At 69.1% G+C, this 21,580-nt stretch carries 17 protein-coding genes; 6 read left to right on the forward strand and 11 right to left on the reverse strand.

Annotated features, from left to right (window positions below):
• Position 1 precedes the first annotated feature (1 nt).
• Positions 2-2,611 (reverse strand): FtsX-like permease family protein, encoded by a 2,610-nt coding sequence (locus ACSFA7_RS30385; protein ID WP_435502788.1) that lies wholly within the window; start codon positions 2,609-2,611, stop codon positions 2-4.
• An 85-nt stretch (positions 2,612-2,696) separates the two neighbouring features.
• Here ACSFA7_RS30385 and ACSFA7_RS30390 point away from each other — a divergent pair, with 85 nt between their 5' ends.
• Positions 2,697-4,172 (forward strand): serine hydrolase domain-containing protein, encoded by a 1,476-nt coding sequence (locus ACSFA7_RS30390; RefSeq protein ID WP_435502789.1) that lies wholly within the window; start codon positions 2,697-2,699, stop codon positions 4,170-4,172.
• A gap of 19 nt (positions 4,173-4,191) precedes the next feature.
• Here ACSFA7_RS30390 and ACSFA7_RS30395 read toward each other — a convergent pair whose 3' ends face one another.
• The 4 genes from ACSFA7_RS30395 to ACSFA7_RS30410 form a co-directional block, all read right to left on the reverse strand.
• The gene (locus ACSFA7_RS30395) at positions 4,192-5,424 is read right to left on the reverse strand and encodes an RNA polymerase sigma factor (protein ID WP_435502790.1); all 1,233 of its coding nucleotides are present in this window, start codon (positions 5,422-5,424) and stop codon (positions 4,192-4,194) included.
• Between the two features lie 262 nt (positions 5,425-5,686).
• On the reverse strand, positions 5,687-7,048 hold the full coding sequence (locus tag ACSFA7_RS30400; RefSeq protein ID WP_435502791.1) for an NAD(P)H-dependent oxidoreductase: 1,362 nt from the start codon (positions 7,046-7,048) through the stop codon (positions 5,687-5,689).
• A gap of 4 nt (positions 7,049-7,052) precedes the next feature.
• Positions 7,053-7,928 carry a phytanoyl-CoA dioxygenase family protein gene (locus ACSFA7_RS30405; protein WP_435502792.1) on the reverse strand — a complete coding sequence of 292 codons (876 nt, stop codon included), beginning with the start codon at positions 7,926-7,928 and terminating at the stop codon, positions 7,053-7,055.
• Positions 7,925-8,629: a GntR family transcriptional regulator gene (locus ACSFA7_RS30410; RefSeq protein ID WP_435502793.1), complete on the reverse strand. Its 705-nt coding sequence runs from the start codon at positions 8,627-8,629 to the stop codon at positions 7,925-7,927. Before ACSFA7_RS30410 ends, ACSFA7_RS30405 begins: the two co-directional genes overlap by 4 nt.
• Positions 8,630-8,743: 114 nt before the next feature.
• Between ACSFA7_RS30410 and ACSFA7_RS30415 the strand changes: the two genes are divergently transcribed.
• Positions 8,744-9,700 (forward strand): threo-3-hydroxy-L-aspartate ammonia-lyase, encoded by a 957-nt coding sequence (locus ACSFA7_RS30415; RefSeq protein ID WP_435502794.1) that lies wholly within the window; start codon positions 8,744-8,746, stop codon positions 9,698-9,700.
• A gap of 6 nt (positions 9,701-9,706) precedes the next feature.
• Here the strand turns inward: ACSFA7_RS30415 and ACSFA7_RS30420 are convergent, their stop codons facing one another.
• From ACSFA7_RS30420 to ACSFA7_RS30430, 3 genes are all read right to left on the reverse strand, one after another.
• Positions 9,707-10,360: an ABC transporter ATP-binding protein gene (locus tag ACSFA7_RS30420; protein WP_435502795.1), complete on the reverse strand. Its 654-nt coding sequence runs from the start codon at positions 10,358-10,360 to the stop codon at positions 9,707-9,709.
• The gene (gene miaA, locus ACSFA7_RS30425; protein ID WP_435502796.1) at positions 10,357-11,382 is read right to left on the reverse strand and encodes a tRNA (adenosine(37)-N6)-dimethylallyltransferase MiaA; all 1,026 of its coding nucleotides are present in this window, start codon (positions 11,380-11,382) and stop codon (positions 10,357-10,359) included. Before miaA ends, ACSFA7_RS30420 begins: the two co-directional genes overlap by 4 nt.
• 64 nt (positions 11,383-11,446) lie before the next feature.
• A complete protein-coding gene (locus ACSFA7_RS30430; protein WP_435502797.1) occupies positions 11,447-12,370 on the reverse strand; it encodes an AraC family transcriptional regulator in 924 nt (307 codons plus the stop codon).
• 228 nt (positions 12,371-12,598) lie between these two features.
• On the opposite strand from ACSFA7_RS30430, the gene ACSFA7_RS30435 reads away from it, so the two are divergent.
• The 3 genes from ACSFA7_RS30435 to ACSFA7_RS30445 are packed head-to-tail and all read left to right on the forward strand — an operon-like array spanning position 12,599 to position 15,722.
• Positions 12,599-12,940, forward strand: a complete 342-nt coding sequence (locus ACSFA7_RS30435; RefSeq protein ID WP_435502798.1) for a c-type cytochrome — start codon at positions 12,599-12,601, stop codon at positions 12,938-12,940.
• A 40-nt stretch (positions 12,941-12,980) separates the two neighbouring features.
• Positions 12,981-13,454 (forward strand): (2Fe-2S)-binding protein, encoded by a 474-nt coding sequence (locus ACSFA7_RS30440; RefSeq protein ID WP_435502799.1) that lies wholly within the window; start codon positions 12,981-12,983, stop codon positions 13,452-13,454.
• Between the two features lie 12 nt (positions 13,455-13,466).
• Positions 13,467-15,722 carry a xanthine dehydrogenase family protein molybdopterin-binding subunit gene (locus tag ACSFA7_RS30445; protein ID WP_435502800.1) on the forward strand — a complete coding sequence of 752 codons (2,256 nt, stop codon included), beginning with the start codon at positions 13,467-13,469 and terminating at the stop codon, positions 15,720-15,722.
• 69 nt (positions 15,723-15,791) lie between these two features.
• Here the strand turns inward: ACSFA7_RS30445 and ACSFA7_RS30450 are convergent, their stop codons facing one another.
• Together ACSFA7_RS30450 and ACSFA7_RS30455 are read right to left on the reverse strand one after the other, a co-directional pair.
• On the reverse strand, positions 15,792-16,769 hold the full coding sequence (locus tag ACSFA7_RS30450) for an alpha/beta hydrolase (RefSeq protein ID WP_435502801.1): 978 nt from the start codon (positions 16,767-16,769) through the stop codon (positions 15,792-15,794).
• Positions 16,770-16,990: 221 nt separating this feature from the next.
• Complete coding sequence (locus ACSFA7_RS30455) at positions 16,991-17,815, reverse strand: helix-turn-helix transcriptional regulator (RefSeq protein WP_435502802.1); 825 nt, start codon at positions 17,813-17,815, stop codon at positions 16,991-16,993.
• Between the two features lie 212 nt (positions 17,816-18,027).
• On the opposite strand from ACSFA7_RS30455, the gene ACSFA7_RS30460 reads away from it, so the two are divergent.
• A complete protein-coding gene (locus tag ACSFA7_RS30460) occupies positions 18,028-19,506 on the forward strand; it encodes an MFS transporter (RefSeq protein WP_435502803.1) in 1,479 nt (492 codons plus the stop codon).
• A 57-nt stretch (positions 19,507-19,563) separates the two neighbouring features.
• Here ACSFA7_RS30460 and mutL read toward each other — a convergent pair whose 3' ends face one another.
• Positions 19,564-21,471: a DNA mismatch repair endonuclease MutL gene (gene mutL, locus ACSFA7_RS30465; protein ID WP_435502804.1), complete on the reverse strand. Its 1,908-nt coding sequence runs from the start codon at positions 21,469-21,471 to the stop codon at positions 19,564-19,566.
• Positions 21,472-21,580: the final 109 nt, after the last annotated feature.

Raw genomic sequence — 21,580 nt, forward strand, 5'->3', positions numbered from 1 at the left:
GCTACCAGTCCTCTTTCACCGCCAGCACCACATCCTTGCCCGCAGCGGCTCGCCCCGCCAGCCACGCGGTGACGGTGCCGGCCACGACCACCGCGCCGCACAGGGCAATCAACCGCGCCCACGGCACCAGCAAGTCCATCGTCCAGTGAAAGCTCTGCGGGTTCACCACCTTCACGAGCACCACCGACACGGCCAGCCCGAGCACCAGCCCGGCCACCGCGCCGATGGCCGTCCACGCCGCACCTTCGCCCGCCACCACCGCCAGCACCTGCCGCCGTGTGAACCCCAGGTGCGCGAGCAGCCCGAATTCCTTGCGCCGCGCGAGCACCTGCGCACTGAAGCTCGCGGCAATGCCGAACAGGCCGATGGCGATGGCCACGGCCTGCAGCCAGTAGGTTACCGCGAAGCTGCGGTCGAAGATGCGCAGCGACGTCGCGCGGATTTGCCCGACCGAGGCGATCTCGACCGAGTCGGGCGACCCGTCTGCCTGGCGTGCCGCGAGCGCGCGCACGGCGGCCTGCACGGCGCCATCGGATGCGCCCGGCGCGAGCCACAGCGAGATGTCGCTCACGTCGTGCTGGCCGGTGATCTGCACGTAGTCGCGCGCATCCATCGTGATCGCGCCGAACTGCCGCGCGTAGTCGCGCCATACTCCGGCCACGAAATAGGTGTGCGCGACTTTGGTCGGGAGCGCGGTGGCCGACAGCGCGGCGGCCAGCGGTGCGAAGGCCGTGCCCGGCTTCGCGCCGTAGAGCTCCACCATCGGCTCGCTCACGTAGATGCCGATCTGCCCCGGAGGCACGGGCAATGCCGATCCCACCAGCGGCAGCGATTGCGACGCGCTGCCTTCCAGGCTGCGCGCGATCAGCGTCACGGCCGGCTGCGAAGCATCGAGCTGCAATGACTGCGTGCGCAGCGTGCCCGTGCGCGCCACGCCGGGCAGTTGCGCCAGCGCCTGCACGAAGGCGGGCGGGAAGGTTGCCGTGTCGGTGCTGCTCGTGCCACCGCTGTTGCCGCCACGGCCGCCTGAGGTGGCGCGCACGTACAGGTCGGCCGGCAGCACCACGTCGAGCCAGTGCGTCACCGAATCGCGAAAGCTCGCGACCATCACCGTGAGCGCCACGGCCAGGCTCAGGCTCGCGACCACGCCGCTCACCGCCACGGCCGCCGTGCCGCGCATGCGGCGTGCGCGCTCGATGGCCAGCATCGGCAGCACGAGCTGCGCGAACACCGGCGCGATGCGGTCGTACAGCAGCGCGATCAGCCAGGGCAGGGCGGTGATGCCGCCCACCAGCAGGCACGCCACCGAGAGGTACGCCGCCACCGGAATCCCGCCGATGGCCGGAATGTTCGCCAGCGCCGCGCTGAGCGCAATCAGCCCGAGCGCGAGCCAGTGGCTGCGGCTCTGCGTGGGCGCGGCGCCCAGGCCCTTGAGCGTCTGGGCTTCCGGCAGCGCCTGCGCAGCGCGCGCGGGCCACCAGCCGCCCACCAGTGCGGCCGCCACGCCGAGTCCGCCATACAGCAGCGCCGCGCCGCCGCTCCAGTGCAGCTTGGGCGCGACGCCTTCGAAATAGCCGCCACCCAGGTCGCCGCCCAGCACCCGCAGCGCGAAGGCCGCGAGCGCGGTGCCGAGCGCAAGGCCGGCGGCGCTGCCGATCACGCCCAGCACCAGCGATTCGGCCAGCACCAGCCGCAGCCGTTCGCGCGGCGTGAGGCCGAGCACGCCGAGCAGCGCGAACTGCTGCGCGCGCTTGGCCACGCTCAACGCCAGCACCGAGAACACCAGGAACGCCCCCGTGAACAGCGCCACCAGCGCCAGCACCGTGAGGTTGACGCGGTAGGCGCGCGAGAGATTGCTCACGCGCTCGGCCGCATCGCCGGGTTCCGCGAACTGCACGCCCGCGGGCCAGCCGGGGGACTTCTGCAGCGCATCGATGAAGGCCGCGCGGTCGGTGCCGGGAGCGAGCCGCAGGTCGATGCGGCTGAGGCGGCCGACCTGGTCGAACAGATCTTGCGCGGCCGCGATGTCCATCACCGCGAGCGCCGTGCCGCTGGCGGCGACGTGGCCTGCCACGTCGAGTCGATGCCAAGCGGCGCCGCTGCGCAGCTGCACCGTCTCGGTGGCGTCGCCGCTGGCTTGCGCCGGCAGGCTCAACACGCTGCGAGCCGCGGCATTGAGGAACACATGGCCCGGCGCGAAGAGCGCGAAGCGGTCCGCACCCGCTGCGGGCTGTGGCATCAGCGCGGGCGCGATGGTGGGGAGCACCAGCGCATCGACGCCGATCACGCGCATCGGCACCTGCCGTTCGCCGCTGGCCAGCGCCAGGCCCTGGGATTCGAGCACCGGGCTCGCGAGTGTCACCTGTGGATGGCGGGCCAGCTGTGCGAATACGGCCTCGTCGAAGCCGCCCTGCACGGCGCGCACTTCGAGGTCGGGCTGGCCGTTGACCGAGCGCACCGCGCTGGAAAACTCGTCGAGCGCCGAGGCGTTGATGAGCTGCACCGAAAACGCGAGCGCCACGCCCAGCATCACGGCCAGCACGGCCGCCGCGTTGCGCCAGGGGTGGTGGCGCAGTTCCTGCCAGGAGAAGGTGGTGAGCAATGCACGCATGCGCCGATTGTGGCCTTGGGCGCGTGTTACATCCGCATGGCACGATGGCACCTCCTTCGATGACGATGCCCCGAGGAATTCGACGATGCGGCTCCTGCCCCCAGCCTTGTCCACAGACATGTTCCCGGTGATGCGCCGCCGCTGGTTTGCGGCCTGGCTTCTTGCCCCGCTGCTGGCCGGCAGCGCGGCCGCGCAGCTCCAGCCGCCGCAGCCGCCACAGCAGTTGCCGCCGCCGCTGTCCTTGGCGAGCGACCCAGCCGTGCTGGCCAAGGCCGCGCTCGGTGCCGAGCGCGGAACGCTCGTCATCGGCCTGTTGCGCAACGGCAAGGCCTCGTACGGCGCGGCCTACAACCCCGAGCCGCTCTCGCCCCCGCGCCCCGTCGAGCCCAACAGCGCCGAGCAGCCGATGTTCGAGATCGGCTCGGTCACCAAGGTCTTCACCGGCCTCCTGCTGGCGCAGGCGGTGGAGCGCGGCGACCTCAAGCTCGACGACACCGTGGGCAAGGTGCTCGCGGGCAAAGTTCAGGGCGTGCCGCCGGCGGCGGCCGCGGTGACGCTGAAGCAGCTCGTCACGCACACGGGCTGCATGCCCGTGATGGCCGATGGCGTGACGGGCGGCGCGCCGCTGGCCGAGCAGCTGCGCACCTTCGACAAACCGATGTTCTGGGCCTCGCTCTCGCGCATCAAGCTCACCGCGCTGGCGGCGCCTTGCGAAGCCGCGTACAGCAACTTCGGCATGGCGCTGCTCGGGCAACTGCTGGCCGAGCGCTACAACACCTCATGGGGCGAGCTGGTGCGCGCGCGCATCACCGAGCCGCTGGGCATGAACGACACCGTGATTCCCCTCGGCGACAAGGCCTCGCGCATGGCCCCAGCCTTCGCCGGCGACCGCCGACAGCCGCTGCTGGACATGATCGCCTACGCGCCGGCCAGTGCGCTGCGCTCCACGGCCGCCGACATGATGACCTTCAGCCGCGCGGTCCTCGCCGGCGCGAGCGGCCCGCTGGGCCCGGCCGCCGCGCGCATGCTCACGCCGCTGGCGCGCTACGACGGCGCCGAGATCGGCTACGCGGTGATGGTGCGCGGCCCCGAGGGTGGGCGCCGCACCTATTACCACGCGGGCCTCACCGAGGGCTATCGCACCTTGTGGCTTCTTGCGCCCGACACCGGCGAGGCGCTGATCGTGCTCAGCAGCAATGCGCGCGCGCCGCTGCAGCCGGTGATGCTGGCGATCGGCAAGAACCGCTACCCGGTGTCGACGACGGAAGTGCCGGTCGATCCGAAGCGGCTGGAGGACTACAAGGGCGAGTACCGCATCAGCAAGACCAAAGGCCTGGGCTTCACGGTGCGCAACGGGCGCCTGCTGGTACGCGAGACGGGGCGCGGCTACAACGCGCTCACGCCGACGGGCACCGACCGCTTCTCGGTGGCCACCATCGGTGCGCAGATCGTGTTTCAGCGGGGCGCTGGCAATGCGGTGGTGGGGGTGACGCTGGCGCAGGGGGGCAGCCAGCTCGAAGGGCGGCGGGTGGGCGAGGCTGCCGCCGTGCCGCAGGAATAAGAGACAAGAGACGCGTCGCTCAAAGCCGCTGCGACATCCCGTCGAGATACGCCCGCACCGCCGCATTCGCACTCAGCCCGATCGCTCGGTCGTAGGCCTGCCGCGCCGCCGCACGCGCACCGCCCGCCGCCAGCAGGTGCGCGCGCGCCGCCCAGAACGGCTGGTAGCTCGCCACCTCGTCCGACGGAATGGCCTCCAGCGCCCGCAACCCGATCTCGGGCCCGCGCGCATTCGCAAGCGCACAGGCACGGCTCACCTGCGCGCCGATGCTGGGCCGCAGGGCCAGCAGGCCCTCGTACAGCGACACCAGCACCTCGGGCGCCACCGGCGCGCCCACGCGGCGTTCGCAATGGGCCGATTGGATGGCCGCCTCCAGTTGGTACGCGCCGAGGGACTTCATCTCCGAGGCGAGCCGCAAGCACCGCTCGGCCTCCGCGAGCAGGTCGGGGTCCCAGCGCAAGGTGTCCTGCCGGTCGAGCGGCACGTAGGCGCCGGTCTCGCTGCGCCGGGCCGCGGCGCGGCTCTCGCAGAAAAGCATCAGCGCGAGCAGGCCCAGCGGCTCGGGTTCGTTCGGCATCAGGCGGCAGAGGATGCGGCCGAGGTCGATAGCTTCGGATGTGAGGCCGCGCGGCAGCGCATCGGCGCCGTCGACGTCGTCCCAGCCGGTGCCGTAGGCGGCGTAGATGCCGTCGAGCACGTCCTGCAGCCGCTGCGGCAGGTCGCGCGCCTCCGGATATTCGAAGGGAATGCCCGCCGCGCGGATGCGCGCCTTGGCCCGCACCAGCCGCTGGCCGAGCGTGGAGGCCGCGGTGAGAAAGGCGCCGGCCATGCGCGCCGCGTCCAGGCCGAGCACGGTCTGCAGCATCAGCGGCGCGCGGGCCGCCGCGTCGATGGCCGGGTGCGCGCAGACGAAGAGCAGGCGCAGCCGCTCGTCGGGCACGGCGGTGCCTTCGGCGCTGGCTTCGTCCATCTCGCCGGCCAGCAGCAGCAGGGTCTGGGTGGCCTGGTCCTGCACGCGGGTGTGGCGCCAGGCGTCCAGCTTGCGGTGCCGCGCCACGCTCAGGAGCCACGCATCGGGTTGCACCGGAATGCCGTCGGCCGGCCAGCGTTCGAGCGCGCGCGCGAAGGCGTCGGCGAGCGCGTCTTCGGAGGCGGCGATGTCGTGCGTGCGCGCCGACAGGATCGCCAGCAGCCGGCCGTACGACTCGCGCGCCGCCTTTTCGGCGGCCTGATGAGCCGCCGGGTCGTTCACGGGGATGTCGCCGCTGTGGCTTTGAAGTCCGGCCGCGCGTCCTCGCGCTGTTCGAATTCGGCCGCGGGCTGATAGAACATCAACATGTACTGCATGGTGTCTCTCCGTGAAGGAAAAGCTTGCTGAGCAAGATCGCTCACCACAATGACGGCCCGCAGCCGGTCATTTCGACACGGAAGGTCCGTGTCGTGCAGATTATTTTTTACGCGAAATTCGTTTGGCGCAACGGTTGCGCTACCTACTCCTTTCGGCTGGTACCGCTTTAGGCTGCCTTCGTTTGGACGGCCGCAGAGAACATGCTTTCCATCTCGCTGCGCAGCTTGTAGGCAGCGGTCGAAGTGTCGATCGCCACGTCGGCCCAACTGAGGCTCTGGCCCTTCTTCACGGGGCGCACGAGCTTCACGTTGTGCGCCAGCCCGAGCGGCAGGCCGCCCAGGCGCAGCGAGCGCTCGGCCGGCAGCAGCTTGCCCCACACGGTGTAGCCGCCTTCGCCATCGAGCATTTCGCCCGCCGCGAGATCGCGCTTGGCGGTGGCGACCACGTCGGCGTTCCAGCAGGTGGCGACGCCGGTCGCTTCGCCGCGCAGCGCCACGCTCGCGACCGACATGCCGACTTCCAGGCCGATGAGGTGCCAGCGCTTGTAGAGCGTGAAGTAGCGACCGCTCGGGTCGGTGTGGGCGTTGTATTCCTCGAAGCAGTTCTTGATGTAGTCGGTCTCGGCCTCGACGGTGACCCACACGCCCATGCGGATGTCGTAGGGAATCTTTCTGCCATCGGCTTCAAGCGAGGAGATCACCTCGACCATGCCTTTGCGCTCCAGCACGCCGCCTTCGCTCTTGGGGCGGGTGACGAAGGGAATGTCTTCCACGCTCGCGGGCGGGTAGAGGAGGCCATCCGACGGCACGGTCAGCCCGGTGGCGTTGGCCACCGCCGAGCTTTCTATCGACGGCTTGGAGCCGTCGAGAAAGCTGTTGAACATCTTCGGATTGAGCCCGCCGCGCAGCGCCTGCTCGGGCGTGAGGCCGTAGTTGCCCCATACGGTCTCGGGCGTCGATTCGGTGAAGTGCGGCAGCCACTTGTGGCCGCGCCCGGCCGCGACCACGGGGAAGCCGCAGGTGCGCGCCCAATCCACCAGATCGCAGATGAGCGCCGGCTGGTCGCCGAAGGCCAGCGAATAGATCACGCCGGCTTGCTGCGCCTTGTGCGCGAGCAGCGGGCCGCAGAAGGCGTCGGCCTCGACCGTCACGTTGACCACGTGCTTGCCGTGCGCGAAGGCGTCGAGGCAGTGATCGACGGCGGCGACCGGGTGCCCGGTGCACTCGACCACGATGTCGATGGAGGGCTCGCGCGTCACCGCCTGCCAGTCGTCGGTGATCCAGGTGGCGCCGGTCTTCAATGCCTCCTGCACCGAGCTTGCGGCGGTGCGCTCGGGCTTCCAGCCGACGCGCCCGAGGTTGACGCGCGCCGCATCGGGCGAGAGGTCGGCAATCGCCACCAGTTGCACGCCGGGCGTGCGCGGGATCTGCGCGAGGTACATCGAGCCGAACTTGCCGGCGCCGATGAGGCCGATGCGGATGGGGCGGCCTTCGGCGGCGCGCTGCTGCAGGCGGGTGTAGAGGCTCATGGGGTCAGGCCTCCGCGGTGTCCAGCACGTCGAGCGAGGTCTTCAGCGCGCTCTCGGGCAGGCCGTGCTTCCACGGTACGTCGACGGGGTAGGACTTGAGCAGGCAGTCGTCGGGCAGCATCTCGATGGGTGTGAAGTCGCGGTGCGCGATGTACTCGGGCCGCTTGTGGCGGCGGATGTGGTTGCTGACGGCGCACAGGCTCAGGTACACCGCCACGCGGTTGAAGGGCGAGAGGTTGCTGCCCGAGGCATGCACGAGGCAGCTGTGGAACAGGATCATCGAACCGGCCGGGCCCTTGGGCGAGACGATGCCGCCATCCTTGCCGCCGGCGCGGTCCACGAGCTGTGCGATGAGGTCGTTGTCCACGGTCCAGAGCGGATAGCTGGTAGTGGTGAGGTCGTGCTTGGCATCGACCACGCCCTTGCGGTGGCTGCCCGGAATGAACATCAGCGGGCCGTTGTGCTCGTTCACCTCGTCCAGAAAAATCGCGACGTTCATTGCGCGCTCGGTGGGCATCAGGTCGTCGTTGAGCCAGGTGCCGTAGTCCTGGTGCCATTGCCACACCTGGCCTTCGAAGGCCATCTTTCCGTTGATCTTGAACTGGTGCATGTAGACCTCTTCCTCGAAGAGGTCCATCACCGGGCCGACCATGCGCGGATGTCGCGCGAGCCGGGCGAAGGGCTCGCTGATCAGGTGCGCGGCGAAGTTCGTGCGCACGGCGTCGGAGCCTTTCTCGCGCACATTGAAGGCCTCGCGCTTGCTGTAGAGGTCGGGCACCGCATCGGTCAGCGTCTTCGTCTCTTCGGGCGAGAAATGGCCGGGGAAGAACAGGTAGCCGTCGCGCTCGAACTGCGCGCGTTGCTCGGGGGTCAACTTCATGCCTTGTCTCCTTTGTGGGTGGGGGTGTCGGGTGCGTTGCGGGCCTGCTGCTCGGTCAGGCGCCGGGCCAGTGCCTCGCTGGCCTGCGCGACGTGTTCTTCACTCAGGCGCGCGGCGCGGTCTGCATTGCCTGCGGCAATGGCGTCGGCGATGGCTTCGTGCTCGTCCCACAGCGATTCGCGCTGGGGCTCGGCCTGCAGCACCGCGCCCATCGCGCGGCGCAGGTGCCGCCAGTGCGGGTCGGCGCTCTGGCCGATCAGCGGGTTGCCCGAGGCGTCGTAGATCGCGCGGTGAAAGGCCACGTCGGCATCGATCATGGCTTCGACATTGCGCCCGCGCGCGGCGCGCCGGCCGCGCTCCATGAGCTTGGGGTCGATGCGAAAACGCTTCTGCGCCGCAAGCCGCGCAGCCAGCACGTCGAGCACGCCGCGCACCTGGTAGATCTGGCGCATGCCCTCCGCATCGAGCGGCGCCACCAGCACGCCGCGGCCGGGCGCGTCGTGCACGAAGCCGTCTTTCTTCAGGAGGCGCAGCGCCTGCAGTACCGGCTGGCGCGACACCGACAGGCGCTGTGCGATGTCTTCCTGCGTGATGCGCTCGCCCGGCGCGAGCGAGCCGCTGCTGATGGCGCCGAGCAGGGCGCGGTAGACCTGGTCCACGAGGTCGGGGGCAACTTCTATGCTGACGAGCTGGGCGGGCATGGGCGGCTTTCTTTGAACTCTGTATACAGAGTACGAAAATCCGGGTCGCCGCGTATCCCGGGTTTTTACCGACGAGGGCTGCAAAAAAACGTAAGCCTTCGCTAAGCTCGACCCATGCAACTCCCTACCTACGACGACGTCACTGCCGCGGCCGCGCGGCTCGAAGGCCATGCCCATCGCACGCCGGTGCTGCAATCGACCACCGCCAATGAGCGCTGGGGCGCGCAGTTCTTCTTCAAGTGCGAGAACTTCCAGCGCATGGGCGCATTCAAGTTCCGCGGCGCGTTCAACGCACTCTCCAGATTCGATGCGGCGCAGCGCAAGGGCGGCGTCATCGCTTTCTCGTCGGGCAACCATGCACAGGCCATCGCGCTGTCGGCGCGGCTCCTGTCGATGCCGGCCGTGATCGTTATGCCCAAGGACGCGCCGGCCGCCAAGGTTGCGGCCACGCAGGGCTACGGCGCCGAAGTGGTGATGTACGACCGCTTCACCGAAGACCGCGAGGCGCTCACGAAGCGGCTCGCGCAGGAGCGCGGCATGACGATGATTCCGCCGTACGACCATCCCGATGTGCTCTCGGGCCAGGGCACGGCGGTGAAGGAACTCATCGAGGAGACAGGTCCGCTCGACCACCTGTTCGTGTGCCTGGGCGGCGGCGGGCTGCTGTCGGGCTCGGCGCTGTCGGCGCGGGCGCTGTCGCCCGATTGCAAGGTCTACGGCGTGGAGCCCGAGGCGGGCAATGACGGGCAACAGTCGTTCCGCACGGGGAAGATCGTGCACATCGAAACGCCCAAGACCATCGCCGATGGCGCGCAGACGCAGCATCTGGGCGAGTACACGTTCGGGATCATCCGGCGCGACGTGGACGACATCTTCACCGTGACCGACGACCAGCTCGTCGAGGCGATGCGCTTCTTCGCCGAGCGCATGAAGATGGTGGTGGAGCCGACGGGGTGCCTCGCCTTCGCGGGCGCCATTGCGGCGGGCAAGGCGATCGCCGGTCAGCGCGTGGGCATCGTGATCAGCGGCGGCAACGTCGACCTGTCGCGCTACGCGGCGCTGCTCGCGTAAGTTGCCTCAGGCGCGGATGCCTGCTGCCGTCAGGTGCAGCAGGCGGTCCGCACGGGCGGCTGCGCTTTCGGAGTGCGTCACCAGCACCAGCGAGGCGCCGTGCTCGCGCGTCTGGCCGATCAGGAGTTCCATCACCTTCGCCGCAGTCGTCGGGTCGAGATTGCCCGTGGGCTCGTCGGCGAGCAGCAGCGCGGGCCGATGGACCAGCGCGCGGGCGATCGCCACACGCTGCAGCTGGCCGCCCGAGAGCGTCTGCGGCAGCCGCGCGCCCATGCCGGGCAGCCCGACCGCATCGAGCATGTGCGCGACGCGGCCATCGTCTTTTTTCTTCTCGCCCAGCAGCATCAGCGGCAGGGACACGTTCTGCGCCACATCGAGATGCGGCAGCACATGGAAGGCCTGGAACACGAAGCCGACGTGCTTGCGCCGCCAGAGCGCGCAGGCTTCGCCGTCGAGCGCGCCGATGTCGGTGCCGTCGTGCGTCACCGTGCCCTGGTCCCAGCTGTCCAGGCCGGCCATGCAGTTGAGCAGCGTCGACTTGCCCACGCCCGATTCGCCCACGATGGCGACGAACTCGCCGGGCTGGACTTCCAGCGTCACGTTCTCGAAGACCGGCGCTTCGCCGTAGTGCTTGCCGAGGTTGGAAATACGGAGCGTCATCCGGGTCGGGTGGTCTTTGAAATCAGTTGAACGGCGGTTTGCACCGCGTCGGGCGCGTCGCAGGCGATCACGGTGCGCTGCGGCATGCTGCGCAGCCAGGTGATCTGCCGCTTGGCGAGTTGGCGCGTGGCGGCGATGCCGCGATCGCGCAGATCATCCATGGCCCTGGCATCGGGTGCCGACGTGCCGCAGGCATCGAGCATTTCCCACGCCTGCCGGTAGCCGACGCAGCGCATCGAAGGCAGGGCGGTCGAGAGATCGCCGCGCGCGCGCAGCGCCTTCACTTCATCGAGAAAGCCCGCGGCGAGCATCGCGTCGAAACGGTCGGCGATGCGTGCATGGAGCCACGCGCGCTCGGTGGGTTCGAGCGAGAAGAGCACGCCGCCGTCCACAGCCTTGGCGGTCTTGTTGTCGCTCGCATGAAAGCTCGACAGCGGCTGGCCGCTGCTTTCCCACACTTCGAGCGCGCGCTGGATGCGCTGGCTGTCTTGCGGCGCGAGGCGCGTGGCCGTCACGGGGTCGACTTCGGCGAGCCGCGCATGCATCGCGGGCCAGCCCAACTCGGCGGCTTGCGCATCGATGCGTGCGCGCACCGCGGCATCGGCTGCAGGCATCGCGTCGATGCCGTCGAACAGCGCCTTGAAATACAGCATCGTGCCGCCCACCAGCAGCGGCAGCGCGCCGCGCGCGCGGATCTCGTCGATCAGCCGCGTCGCATCGGCCACGAAGGCGGCGGCGCTGTAGCTCTCGCGCGCGTCAAGGATGTCGATCAGATGATGGGGAACGGCCGCTTGTTCGGCCGCGGTGGGCTTGGCCGTGCCGATGTCCATGCCGCGATAGACGAGCGCGGAATCGACCGAGACGATTTCCACCGGCTGCAGCCGCGCAAGCGCCAATGCGGCAGCTGTCTTGCCCGAGGCGGTGGGACCGGCGAGCGCCACGTAGCGCGGCGGACCGGAGGACGCAGCGGCGGCCGTTGCCGGGGGAGCGGCCTCGGCGGCCGGTGCGGAACTGGGAAACATGGTGCGCCGAGGGTAGCAAATGGCGCGTGCCGGTCGGCGCAGGGGCGCGGATGGCCCCGGCAGCTCAGGTCGTTTCGCGCATCCGCCGGATATCGCGCAGCGGCGGCGCGCCGAAGAGGCGCGCGTACTCGCGGCTGAACTGCGAGGCGCTCTCGTAGCCCACCCGCACGCCCGCGGTGCCGGCGTCGATGCCCTGGTTCAGCATCAGCTGCCGCGCTTCCTGCAGGCGCAATTGCTTCAGGTACTGCATCGGGCTCATGCCCGCCACGGCGCGAAAGTGCTGTCGGAAGGTCGAGGGGCTCATGTGCACGGAGGCGGCCAGGTCGTCCGCGAGCACAGGCTGCGTGAAATTCATCTCGAGCCAGGCCATGCTCTGCACCACCTGCTGGCTCGGCGAGCCGACCGCCACGAGGCGCTGCAGTTGCGGGCCATGGCGCCCGGCGAGCAGCCGCACCAGGATCTCCTGCTGCAGCAGCGGCGCGAGCTGCGGGAGCAGCCGGGGCTCGTGGAGCAGTTCGATGAGCCGCGTCACCGCGCTCAGCAGCGTCGCATCGAGATCGCCGAGCGACATGGCGCGGTAGCTGAAGTCCTTGCCCGGCTGGGGCAGAGCCATCTCGGCCGCCGCCTGCACGATGGCGCGCGGATCGAGCCGGAGCATGAGGCCCATGAAGGGCTGCGCGGTGCTCGCGTGGGTGATGTGCGTCACGACCGGAAGATCGGCCGTCGTCAGCAGCGATTGGCCCGCCGAATAGTCGAACACCTCCTCGCCGAGCGCCACCCGCTTCTGCCCGCTCACGGTGATGCCGACACCGAAGCCGTAGAGGCAATGCATCGGATCGGTCGTGGCGCTGCGGCGGTGCAGCGAGAGTTCGGGAATGGCGGTGAGGTGGTCGCCGTCGCTCTGTGCAATGCGCTCGACGGCCCGTGCCAGGTCGTTCAGGACGCTCGATCCTTCCTGCTTCGCCGGATGTACCGCTTCCGCTTTCATCTGAATCCTTTTGAATGACGTCAACGAAAAAAGTCTAGCTGGCGCCTTTCGGTCGCCATGCGTTTCCGGCGCAGTTTCGTTGTTTCAGGCAAGAACACGCGCGGATTGGGCAAACGGCCGGAGGGTCTTCACCCGACACTGGCCCGCGATGGGCGGGCCTGCGTGCGGTGTCATGCGCCGAGGGCCATCCGTCGATTCAGACAACTCCCTTTTTTCCACGATCCCACGATGAAAACAGAAAAGACCGCCTCCATCACCGCGTCCCTCGCGATGGTCCTGGGCCTTGGCGCAGGCGCCATCTGGCCGCAGCACGCCGCCGCGAGCCTGGCGCTCGCGCAGAAGTATTCGTGCGTCGCTTGCCACCAGCCCGCCACCAAGGTGGTGGGTCCGTCGTGGAAAGACATCGGCGCGAAGTACGGCGAGGGCAAGGGCACGGCCGCGCAACTGGCCGCAAGCATCAAGGCCGGCAGTTCGGGCAAGTGGGGCGCGATGCCGATGCCCCCGCAGGCCCAGGTCCCTGATGCGGACCTGCAGGCGCTCGCGCAATGGCTGCTCGACGGCGCCAAGTGAACCAGATCATTTCAACAACCCACCCACGGAGAAAAAGAACATGAGCACGCTCCACGTCAATGGCCGCGAACATGCGGTCGATGCCGACCCCGGCACCCCCATCCTCTGGGCCCTGCGCGACACGCTGGGCATGACCGGCACCAAGTTCGGCTGCGGCGCCGCGCTGTGCGGCGCCTGCACCGTGCACATGGACGGCCAGGCGATCCGTTCGTGCATCACGCCCATCTCCGCCGCAGAAGGCAAGAAGATCACCACCATCGAAGCCGCCACCGATGGCAGCGACCCCGTCGGTGCATCCGTGCACGCCGCGTGGGTCAAGCACGACGTGGCGCAGTGCGGCTACTGCCAGAGCGGCCAGATCATGAGCGCAACGGCATTCCTCAAGTCGCTGCCCAAGGGCAAGCAGCCCAGCGTGGACGAGATCGATTCGGCCATGGCCGGCAACATCTGCCGATGTGGCACCTATGTGCGCATTCGCGCCGCCGTGGCCGATGCGGCCCGCAACCTCGCCTAAGGAGCCGCCACCATGTTGCCCAACATCAACTACGACGAATTGCCGCGCGCGCTGCAGCGCCTGATGGCCCAGCCCCCGACCGATGGGGCCGACGAGGCGGCCACGCTGCCGCGACGCAGCTTCCTGAAGATGGCCGGCGCCGGCGGCCTCGTGCTCGGCGCCTTTCCTCATCTGGCCATGGCGCAGGCCGACGGCGCCAAGCCGGCAGCCGGTGGCCTCAAGCCGACGCAGCAACCTTCGGCCTTCGTGCAGATCGCGCCCAACGGCGAAGTCATGGTGACCATCAACCGCCTCGAGTTCGGCCAGGGCGTGCAGACCGGCCTGCCGATGATCCTCGCCGAGGAGCTGGACGCCGACTGGTCCCTGGTGCGCAGCCGCAGCGGCACCAACGATGCCGCGTACGCCGATCCGCTCTTCGGCATCCACCTGACCGGTGGCTCGAACACGATCAAGAACAGCTTCACGCAGTACCGCGAACTGGGCGCGCGCGCCCGGGCCATGCTGATGTCGGCCGCGGCGGCGCGCTGGAAGGTCGACGTCGCCACGCTGCGCACGCAGGCCGGTACGGTGATCGGTCCGGGCGGCCGCAAGCTGGGTTACGGCGAGTTGGCCGAAGCGGCCATGGCCCTGCCGGTGCCCGAGAAGGTCGTGCTGAAGGACCCGAAGGACTTCCGCATCATCGGTCGCGCGACCACGCGCCTCGATGCGCGCGCCAAGAGCAGCGGGAAGCAGGATTTCGGCATCGATGTGAAGCAACCCGGCCAGTTGACGGCGGTGGTCGCGCACCCACCGGTGTTCGGCGCTCGCCTGTCCTCGGTGGACGACAGCGCCGCGCGCGCCGTCAAGGGCGTGAAGGCCGTGGTGCGCATCCCGCTGGACCGAGGCGCCGAAGGCGTGGCGGTGGTGGCCGACGGCTATTGGCCGGCCAAGCTGGGCCGCGACGCGCTGAAGCTGCAATGGAACACGGCCGCGGTGGAGAAGGTGGATAGCGACAAGCAGCTGGTCCAGTACCGAGAGCTGGCCGGCCGCCCCGGCAACCGCAAGTTCGACGCCGACATGGCGCCGCTGGCCAATGCGCCGCGCAAGCTCGAGGCCGAGTTCGTGTTTCCGTACCTGGCGCATGCGCCGATGGAGCCGATGAACTGCACGGTGAAGCTGTCGGACGGCCGCGCCGAGCTGTGGATCGGCACCCAGTCCGTCGACTCCGACGGGCAGGCTGCGGCGCGCACGCTGAAGCTCGATCCCGCTCAGGTGAAGGTGAACGTGCAGATGGCGGGCGGCGGCTTCGGCCGGCGCTTCGCACCCAGCAGCGACTTCGTGGTCGAGGCCTGCGAGATCGCCAAGGCCACGCGCGCCGCCGGCCTCGACGCACCCGTGCGCCTGCTGTGGAGCCGCGAGGACGACATGAAGGGCGGCTACTACCGCCCGATGCACCTGCACCGCGCAAGCATCGGCTTCGACGAGCGCGGCAAGATCCTCGCGTGGGACCACGTCATCGTGGGCCAGTCCATCACCGCGGGCACGGTGTTCGCCGGCATGATGGTGAAGGACGGCATCGACGCCACGGCGGTGGAGGGCATGCGCGACCCGTACCCGGTGCCGATGCGCCTGACAGTGCACCACCCGCAGGTCAATGTGCCGGTGCTGTGGTGGCGCAGCGTGGGCTCGACCCACACCGCCTTCGTGATGGAGACGCTGATCGACGAGATCGCCCGCAGCACGAAGCAGGACCCGGTCGCCTATCGCATGCAGCTCTTCGGCGACAAGCACCCGCGCCATCGCGCCGCGCTGCAGCTGGCCGTGGACAAGAGCGGCTACGGCAAGAAGAAGCTGGCGGACGGCCGTGCCTGGGGCGTGGCGGTGCACGAGTCCTTCGAATCGGTGGTGGCCTATGTGGTGGAAGCCTCGGTCAAGGACGGCCAGCCGGTGCTGCACCGCGTGACCAGCGGCGTGCACTGCAACCTGGTCGTCAACCCGCGCAGCGTGGAAGCGCAGGTGCAGGGCGCGGCGGTGATGGGGCTGTCGACCTGTCTTTCCGGCAGTGCGATCACGCTGAAGGACGGTGTCGTGCAGCAGGGCAACTTCGGCGACTTCACCGTGGCCCGCATCACGCAGGTGCCGGAGTTCGACATCCATATCGTGCCCAGCGCCGATGCGCCCAAGGGGATGGGGGAGCCGGGGTTGCCGCCGCTGGCACCCGCGTTCGCCAATGCCATTGCGCAGTTGACGGGCAAGCCTTTGCGGCAATTGCCTTTCAATCTGGCTTGAGGTCGAGGCCGCTCGCCGAACGGTGGTGAAGGTCCGTGCCCTCGGGCACGGACCGGTCGAACCTGAAACCTAGATCGCCGCGGGTACGCTGCTCGCGCGCGCCTCGCCGCGCACGTCCTGCGGCGCCATCGCGGGCGGCAGCGGCAGGGCAAGCGCGGGCGGCGACAGCTTGGGCTGGTTGCGCGCCACCATGTTGTCGGGCTTCATGCGGAACAGTTGCGTCAGCGCCGCGCGGTACTGCGCCTCGCCGACCGAATTGGTGTTGTGGTGCGAGCCGCCTTCCACCAGAACGAACTGCTTGGGCACGGTGGCCGCGTCATAGAGCTTGCGCCCCAGCGTCGGGTTGATCAGGCTGTCGGCCGTGCCATGCACCACCAGCAGCGGCGCGCCGATGTCCTTGACGGTGTTGATGGCCTCGAAGCGCTGCGTGATGAAGGGGCCCAGCGGCAGCCAGCCCCACTTGAAGCTGCTGACCACGTCGGCGATGGAGCTGAAGGTGCTCTCCACGATGGTGCCGCTCTCGTCGTTCACATGCGCCGCCAGGTCGATGCCGATGGCGCCGCCCAGCGAGTGGCCGAAGATATAGCGATGCTGCCTGGGGTGGCGCGCGGCCAGCCAGGTCCAGGCGGCGCGGGCGTCTTCGCGGGCCGATTCTTCCGAGGGCAGGCCCTTGGAGCTCTTGCCGAAGCCGCGGTAGTCGATGGCCAGCACCGAGAAGCCCAGCTCATGCATGCGTTGGATGCGCGGTGCCGAGCCGGCCACGTTGTAACGCGCGCCGTGCAGGTACAGCAGCACGGGGGTTTCAGTGGTTTCGGGGGCGCCGCCCAGCCACAGGCCATGCAGGCGCGCGGGTTCGCCGGTGATGGAGGACTGGAAATCGATCCAGACGTCCTCCATGCCCTGGGTCATGGTGGCGGTGTTGCCCCAGCTGCGGTCGCTGGGTTGAAAGATCCATTCGCGCTGTTGTTCGTCGAACGTGGAGCAACCGGCAGCGAGCAGGGCGCAAAGCGAGAGGACAGACGCGAGGAGGGTCCAGCGTTTCATCATGGGGTTGAGGGACAGTGAAGTCGGCCGAAAGTTCATGCGCTTGCTTTCTGAAACGCATCGGCATCGCGTGTCAGCCTCCCCCTGTGCGGCGCTCATCGGCGCTTTGCACGAGACCATGCAACGTGCGTGCCCGCTCGGTGGATGACCCCTCGGAATCCTCGAAAACCCTCAAAAAGGCGCTGGCGGGGCCTGTCTGCCCCTGTCCGCCCTGCGATATTCAGTCAGCCGGCGGCAACCGGTTCCGCGAAGTAAACCACCATGCGGAGGTGCCGGTGCTGATCCACCACCAGCGTCTCGTGGCGGAAATCCAGCCGCCCCCGCCCGCACCCGGGCCCGGTTTCAGCCGCGAGCACGGACCCGACGCCGCGCCGGGCTTCCGCGCTGTCCCGGGTCTCCCACCAGCGCCGAAAGTCGGCGGACAGGCCCTTCAGGTCCGCGACGAGGCCCAGCATGGGCGGATCGTCCGGCGCTACGGCGAAGTCGTAGCGAAACTGCGCCAGCAGCCGGGGTGCATCCTCATGCCAGGCGGGCAGGCGCCGTCGCAGTTCGGGGTCGGCAAACACCATCCTCAGGATGTTGCGCAGCTCCCGTTCCCGGGCGCCGAAGCCGAAGAGCGCATCGGCGGCCGCGTTCCAGGCCACGACGTCCCAGCGCAGGTTGCACACGTAGGCGGGCCGGCTCGGCAGGTCGTCCATCAACTGCTGCACGAGCGGCGTGACCGATACCCATTGGTGCGCTTCCGGTGGTGGCGGCCGTTTGTGGGCCAGAAGAAACAGATGGCTGCAGTCGGCATCGTCCAGCTGGAGGGCGTGCGCCACGCCCAGCAGGAATTTCTCCGACACCTGGATGTCCCGCCCCTGCTCGAACCAGGTGTACCAGGTGAGCCCCACGCCGGCCATTGCTGCGACTTCTTCCCTGCGCAGGCCCGGCGTCCGGCGGCGCCCGCGAGACGGCAGGCCGACATCGGCGGGCGTCAGCATCGTGCGGCGCCGGGTCAGGAACTCCGACAGGTCGTTCTTGGTGCGCTCCAGGCTTCTCTCGATCAAGGCTGTTGTCTCTAGTAATGGGATAAACACTTAAATTGTAATTGGATGATGTTGTCCTGAAGATGGGGTTTCCGCAACCACCCGAGCGAAGCCGGAGGCCACTTTTGACATCACTTTGCGATTCATCTTCCATCTCTGAAAGACGCCAGGCGCGCAGCAGCCATCGGGCGGCCGACCCACGCGCAAGCGCCCGCGAGTGGACCGGCCTGGCCTTGCTGGCGCTACCGACCATCCTGCTCGGGCTCGACCTGACACTGCTGCATCTGGCCTTGCCCGCGCTGGCGATGGACCTGCGCCCGACGAGTGCCGAGGCGCTCTGGATCGTCGATGCCTACGGTTTCATGATTGCCGGCTTTCTCGTCACGATGGGAACGCTGGGGGACCGCATCGGCCGGCGCAGGCTGCTCATGTTCGGCGCCGCTGCTTTCGGGGTGGCGTCGGTGATGGCGGCCTGTTCGGGCAGTGCTTCCCAGCTGATTGCCGCACGTGCCGTGCTGGGCGTGGCGGGCGCGACGCTGATGCCCTCGACCCTGGCGCTGATCAGCAACATGTTTCTCCATCCTCATCAGCGCGCGCTGGCCATCGGGGTGTGGGCGACCATGTTTGCGCTGGGCATGGCGGCCGGGCCCGTGGTGGGCGGCGTCCTGCTGGCGCATCACGGCTGGGGCGCGGCGTTTCTCGTTGCGCTGCCGGTCGTCGGGCTCCTGCTGGTGGCCGCGCCGTTCCTGCTGCCGGAGTACCGCGCGCCGCAACAGGGCCGGCTGGACCTGCCGAGCGTCGCGCTGTCGCTGCTGGCCTTGCTGCCGATCGTCTACGGCGTCAAGCAGGTCGCCAAGGACGGCATCGGGGCTGGCGCAGCGCTCGCTGTCGCGGGCGGGGTTGTCTTCATGCTGCTGTTCGTTCGGCGACAACGCCGGTTGAGCAACCCGCTGATCGACCTTGGCCTGTTCTCCCACCGGGCATTCAGCGTGGCGCTGGTGGTGCTTTTGGTGGGCCTGGTCGGCGTCGGCGGAACGATGCTGCTGGTGACCCAGTACCTGCAACTGGTGGCCGGGTTGTCGCCGCTGGAGGCTGGGCTGTGGATGGGGCCGCCGGCGCTCGCCATGCTCGCGGCCGGCATCACGGCGCCGCTGCTTGCGAGGCGAATCCGGCCGGGTTATGTGATGGCGGGCGCGCTGGGGTTGTCGGCCGTGGGCTATCTGATGCTGTCCGGGCTCGGCCAGCCGCACGGACACGAACATGGCATTGCCCTGGCGACCGCATCGTTCTCGCTGGTGTACCTTGGCCTGGGCACCATCGCCGCGCTGGGAACGGACCTGGTGGTAGGCGCCGCTCCTGCCGAGAAGGCGGGATCGGCCTCGGCCCTGTCCGAAACGGTGCAGGAGCTCGGACTGGCCGTGGGCATCGCCACGCTGGGCAGCCTGACGACCGCCGTCTATCGCACCCGGATGGCCGATGCGGCCGGTTTTCCGGGAGCCCCGGACATTCAACGCGCGGTATCGGACAGCTTGGCCGGCGCCCGTTCGGTCTCGCCGGACCTGCCCGCCGGCATGCTGGAGCAGGCGCAGGCCGCCTTCATGGCGGGGCTCCACGTGGCCGCGGCCACGAGCGCCGTCGGCATTGCGATCCTGGCTGTATCGGCCGCGGTCATGCTGCGGCACATCGGTGTGGCCCGCGAGGCGAAATCCTGACGGCGGATATTCGTACGGAAGAAGCCTGGGCGAATCCGCCCCGGAAGCGGTCGGTGCCTATCGGCCGCGCATGAACAGCGTGTCGAGCTCGCGAATCGACAGCTGTCGCCAGGTCGGCCGGCCGTGGTTGCACTGGTCCGAACGCTCGGTGGCTTCCATCTGGCGCAGCAGTGCGTTCATCTCGTCGATGGTGAGCTTGCGGTTGGCCCGCACCGCGCCGTGGCAGGCCATGGTGGACAGCAGTTCGTTCTGGGCGCGCTGCACGACGGTGCTGGCGTCGTGCTGACCCAGTTCGGCCAGCACGCTGCGCGCCAGTTCGACCGGGTCGCCGTCGGCCAGCGTGCCGGGCACGGCGCGCACCGCGAGCGTGCGTGCCGAGAAAGCGGTGATTTCCAGTCCCAGCGTGGGCAGCACCTCGGCGCAGGCCTCGGCCGTGGCCACTTCCTGCGGCGTGGCCGCGAAGGTGGCCGGAATCAGCAGCGGCTGGCTGGTGATCGCGGCGCCGTCCAGCTGCGTCTTGAGCCGCTCGTAGACGATGCGCTCGTGGGCCGCATGCATGTCGACCACCACCAGGCCCTGGGTGTTCTCGGCCAGGATGTAGATGCCCTGCAACTGGGCCAACGCGCGGCCGAGGGGCCAGGCTTCTTCGTTGGTGGCGGCGGAGGAGGAAGCGGGATCTTCTTCGGGGCTCGGAGGCAATCCCACCGGTGCCCGGAACGTCATCGGCGCCGCGCCCGTCAGGGGCCAGTGCGAGGACGTGGCATCGGGTGCGTGCCCGAGTTCGTCGGTGCGGCGCGGCCACATGGCCTCGAAATCGCCGGCACCGCGCTCCCGCGCCACGAAATTCATGGCCGGCTGCGACCAGCTCGCGCTCTCGGGCAGCTTGGTCTCCTTGAAAAAGGGCTCTGGCGGACCGGAAGGCGCGACCGCATCCCCAGCGCGCGGCGCGGCCAGCGCGTCCTCGATGGCGTGGCGCACCGCCTGGTGCACCTCGCGGCCGTCGCGAAAACGCACCTCGATCTTGGTCGGGTGCACGTTCACGTCGACGCGCGACGGATCGATCTCCAGGTACAGCGCATAGATCGGCTGGCGCTGGCCGTGCAGCACGTCTTCATAGGCGCTGCGCACCGCGTGCGAGAGCACCTTGTCGCGCACGAAGCGGCCGTTGACGTAGAAGAACTGCTGGTCGCCGCGCGAGCGCGCCGCATCCGGAATGCCGGCCCGGCCGACCACGCGCACCACGCCGCCCACATGCTCCACGGCCACGCTCTTGGCCACGAAGTCGTCGCTGAGTGCATCGGCCAGCCGCTGCTCGCGCGCGTCGGCGGCGCGCCATTGCTCGACCAGCTTGCCGTCGTGCCACACAGAGAAGCCGACCTCGGGCCGCGCCAGCGCATGGCGGCGCACGGCCTCGATGCAGTGGGCCAGCTCGGTGGCGTCGGTTTTCAGGAACTTGCGGCGCGCTGGGGTCGCGAAGAAGAGTTCGCGCACTTCGACCGTGGTGCCGACCGAGCGCGCCACCGGGCGCAGTTCGCCGGTGCGCCCGTCGAGCGCGAAGGCGCTGTCGGCGCCGGTGAAGCGCGAGAGGATGCTGAGCTCGGCAATCGCATTGATCGCCGCGAGCGCCTCGCCGCGAAAGCCCATGGTGCCGACCGTCTCGAGGTCGTCCAGGCTCGCGATCTTGCTGGTGGCATGGCGGCGCAGGGCCACGGTGAGTTCTTCGCGCGGAATGCCCAGGCCGTCGTCTTCGACCGAGATCAACCGCACGCCGCCCGAGGCAAGCCGTACTGTGATATGGCTCGCGCCCGCATCGAGCGCGTTGTCGAGCAGTTCGCGCACCACCGAGGCCGGCCGCTCGACCACTTCGCCGGCGGCGATCTGGCTGATCAGCTCATCGGGGAGCTCGCGGATCGGGCGGCGGGGGGAGGGGGGAATGGAGGAGGGTAGTGCGCTCACCGGAAACATTCTAAAAGCGGGCCCAAAACCCGGTCTTGCATGGGTCGCCGGTGTGCCGGTGTATTTGGCGCGCTTATACAGCCCCTCAACCGATCTCATTGGCGCCCGCGAAGGCCTT

This window comes from Variovorax trehalosi (assembly GCF_051216415.1).
GTDB lineage: Bacteria > Pseudomonadota > Gammaproteobacteria > Burkholderiales > Burkholderiaceae_C > Variovorax.

What these genes read in the sequence shown, in the direction of transcription:
- ACSFA7_RS30420 (WP_435502795.1), bottom strand. Translation starts at nt 10,360, where the DNA reads ATGACGCTCCGTATTTCCAACCTCGGCAAGCACTACGGCGAAGCGCCG.
- miaA (WP_435502796.1), bottom strand. Translation starts at nt 11,382, where the DNA reads ATGTTTCCCAGTTCCGCACCGGCCGCCGAGGCCGCTCCCCCGGCAACG.
- ACSFA7_RS30445 (WP_435502800.1), top strand. Translation starts at nt 13,467, where the DNA reads ATGTTGCCCAACATCAACTACGACGAATTGCCGCGCGCGCTGCAGCGC.
- ACSFA7_RS30390 (WP_435502789.1), top strand. Translation starts at nt 2,697, where the DNA reads ATGCGGCTCCTGCCCCCAGCCTTGTCCACAGACATGTTCCCGGTGATG.
- ACSFA7_RS30430 (WP_435502797.1), bottom strand. Translation starts at nt 12,370, where the DNA reads ATGAAAGCGGAAGCGGTACATCCGGCGAAGCAGGAAGGATCGAGCGTC.
- ACSFA7_RS30415 (WP_435502794.1), top strand. Translation starts at nt 8,744, where the DNA reads ATGCAACTCCCTACCTACGACGACGTCACTGCCGCGGCCGCGCGGCTC.
- ACSFA7_RS30435 (WP_435502798.1), top strand. Translation starts at nt 12,599, where the DNA reads ATGAAAACAGAAAAGACCGCCTCCATCACCGCGTCCCTCGCGATGGTC.
- ACSFA7_RS30405 (WP_435502792.1), bottom strand. Translation starts at nt 7,928, where the DNA reads ATGAAGTTGACCCCCGAGCAACGCGCGCAGTTCGAGCGCGACGGCTAC.
- ACSFA7_RS30450 (WP_435502801.1), bottom strand. Translation starts at nt 16,769, where the DNA reads ATGATGAAACGCTGGACCCTCCTCGCGTCTGTCCTCTCGCTTTGCGCC.
- ACSFA7_RS30440 (WP_435502799.1), top strand. Translation starts at nt 12,981, where the DNA reads ATGAGCACGCTCCACGTCAATGGCCGCGAACATGCGGTCGATGCCGAC.
- ACSFA7_RS30385 (WP_435502788.1), bottom strand. Translation starts at nt 2,611, where the DNA reads ATGCGTGCATTGCTCACCACCTTCTCCTGGCAGGAACTGCGCCACCAC.
- mutL (WP_435502804.1), bottom strand. Translation starts at nt 21,471, where the DNA reads ATGTTTCCGGTGAGCGCACTACCCTCCTCCATTCCCCCCTCCCCCCGC.
- ACSFA7_RS30410 (WP_435502793.1), bottom strand. Translation starts at nt 8,629, where the DNA reads ATGCCCGCCCAGCTCGTCAGCATAGAAGTTGCCCCCGACCTCGTGGAC.
- ACSFA7_RS30400 (WP_435502791.1), bottom strand. Translation starts at nt 7,048, where the DNA reads ATGAGCCTCTACACCCGCCTGCAGCAGCGCGCCGCCGAAGGCCGCCCC.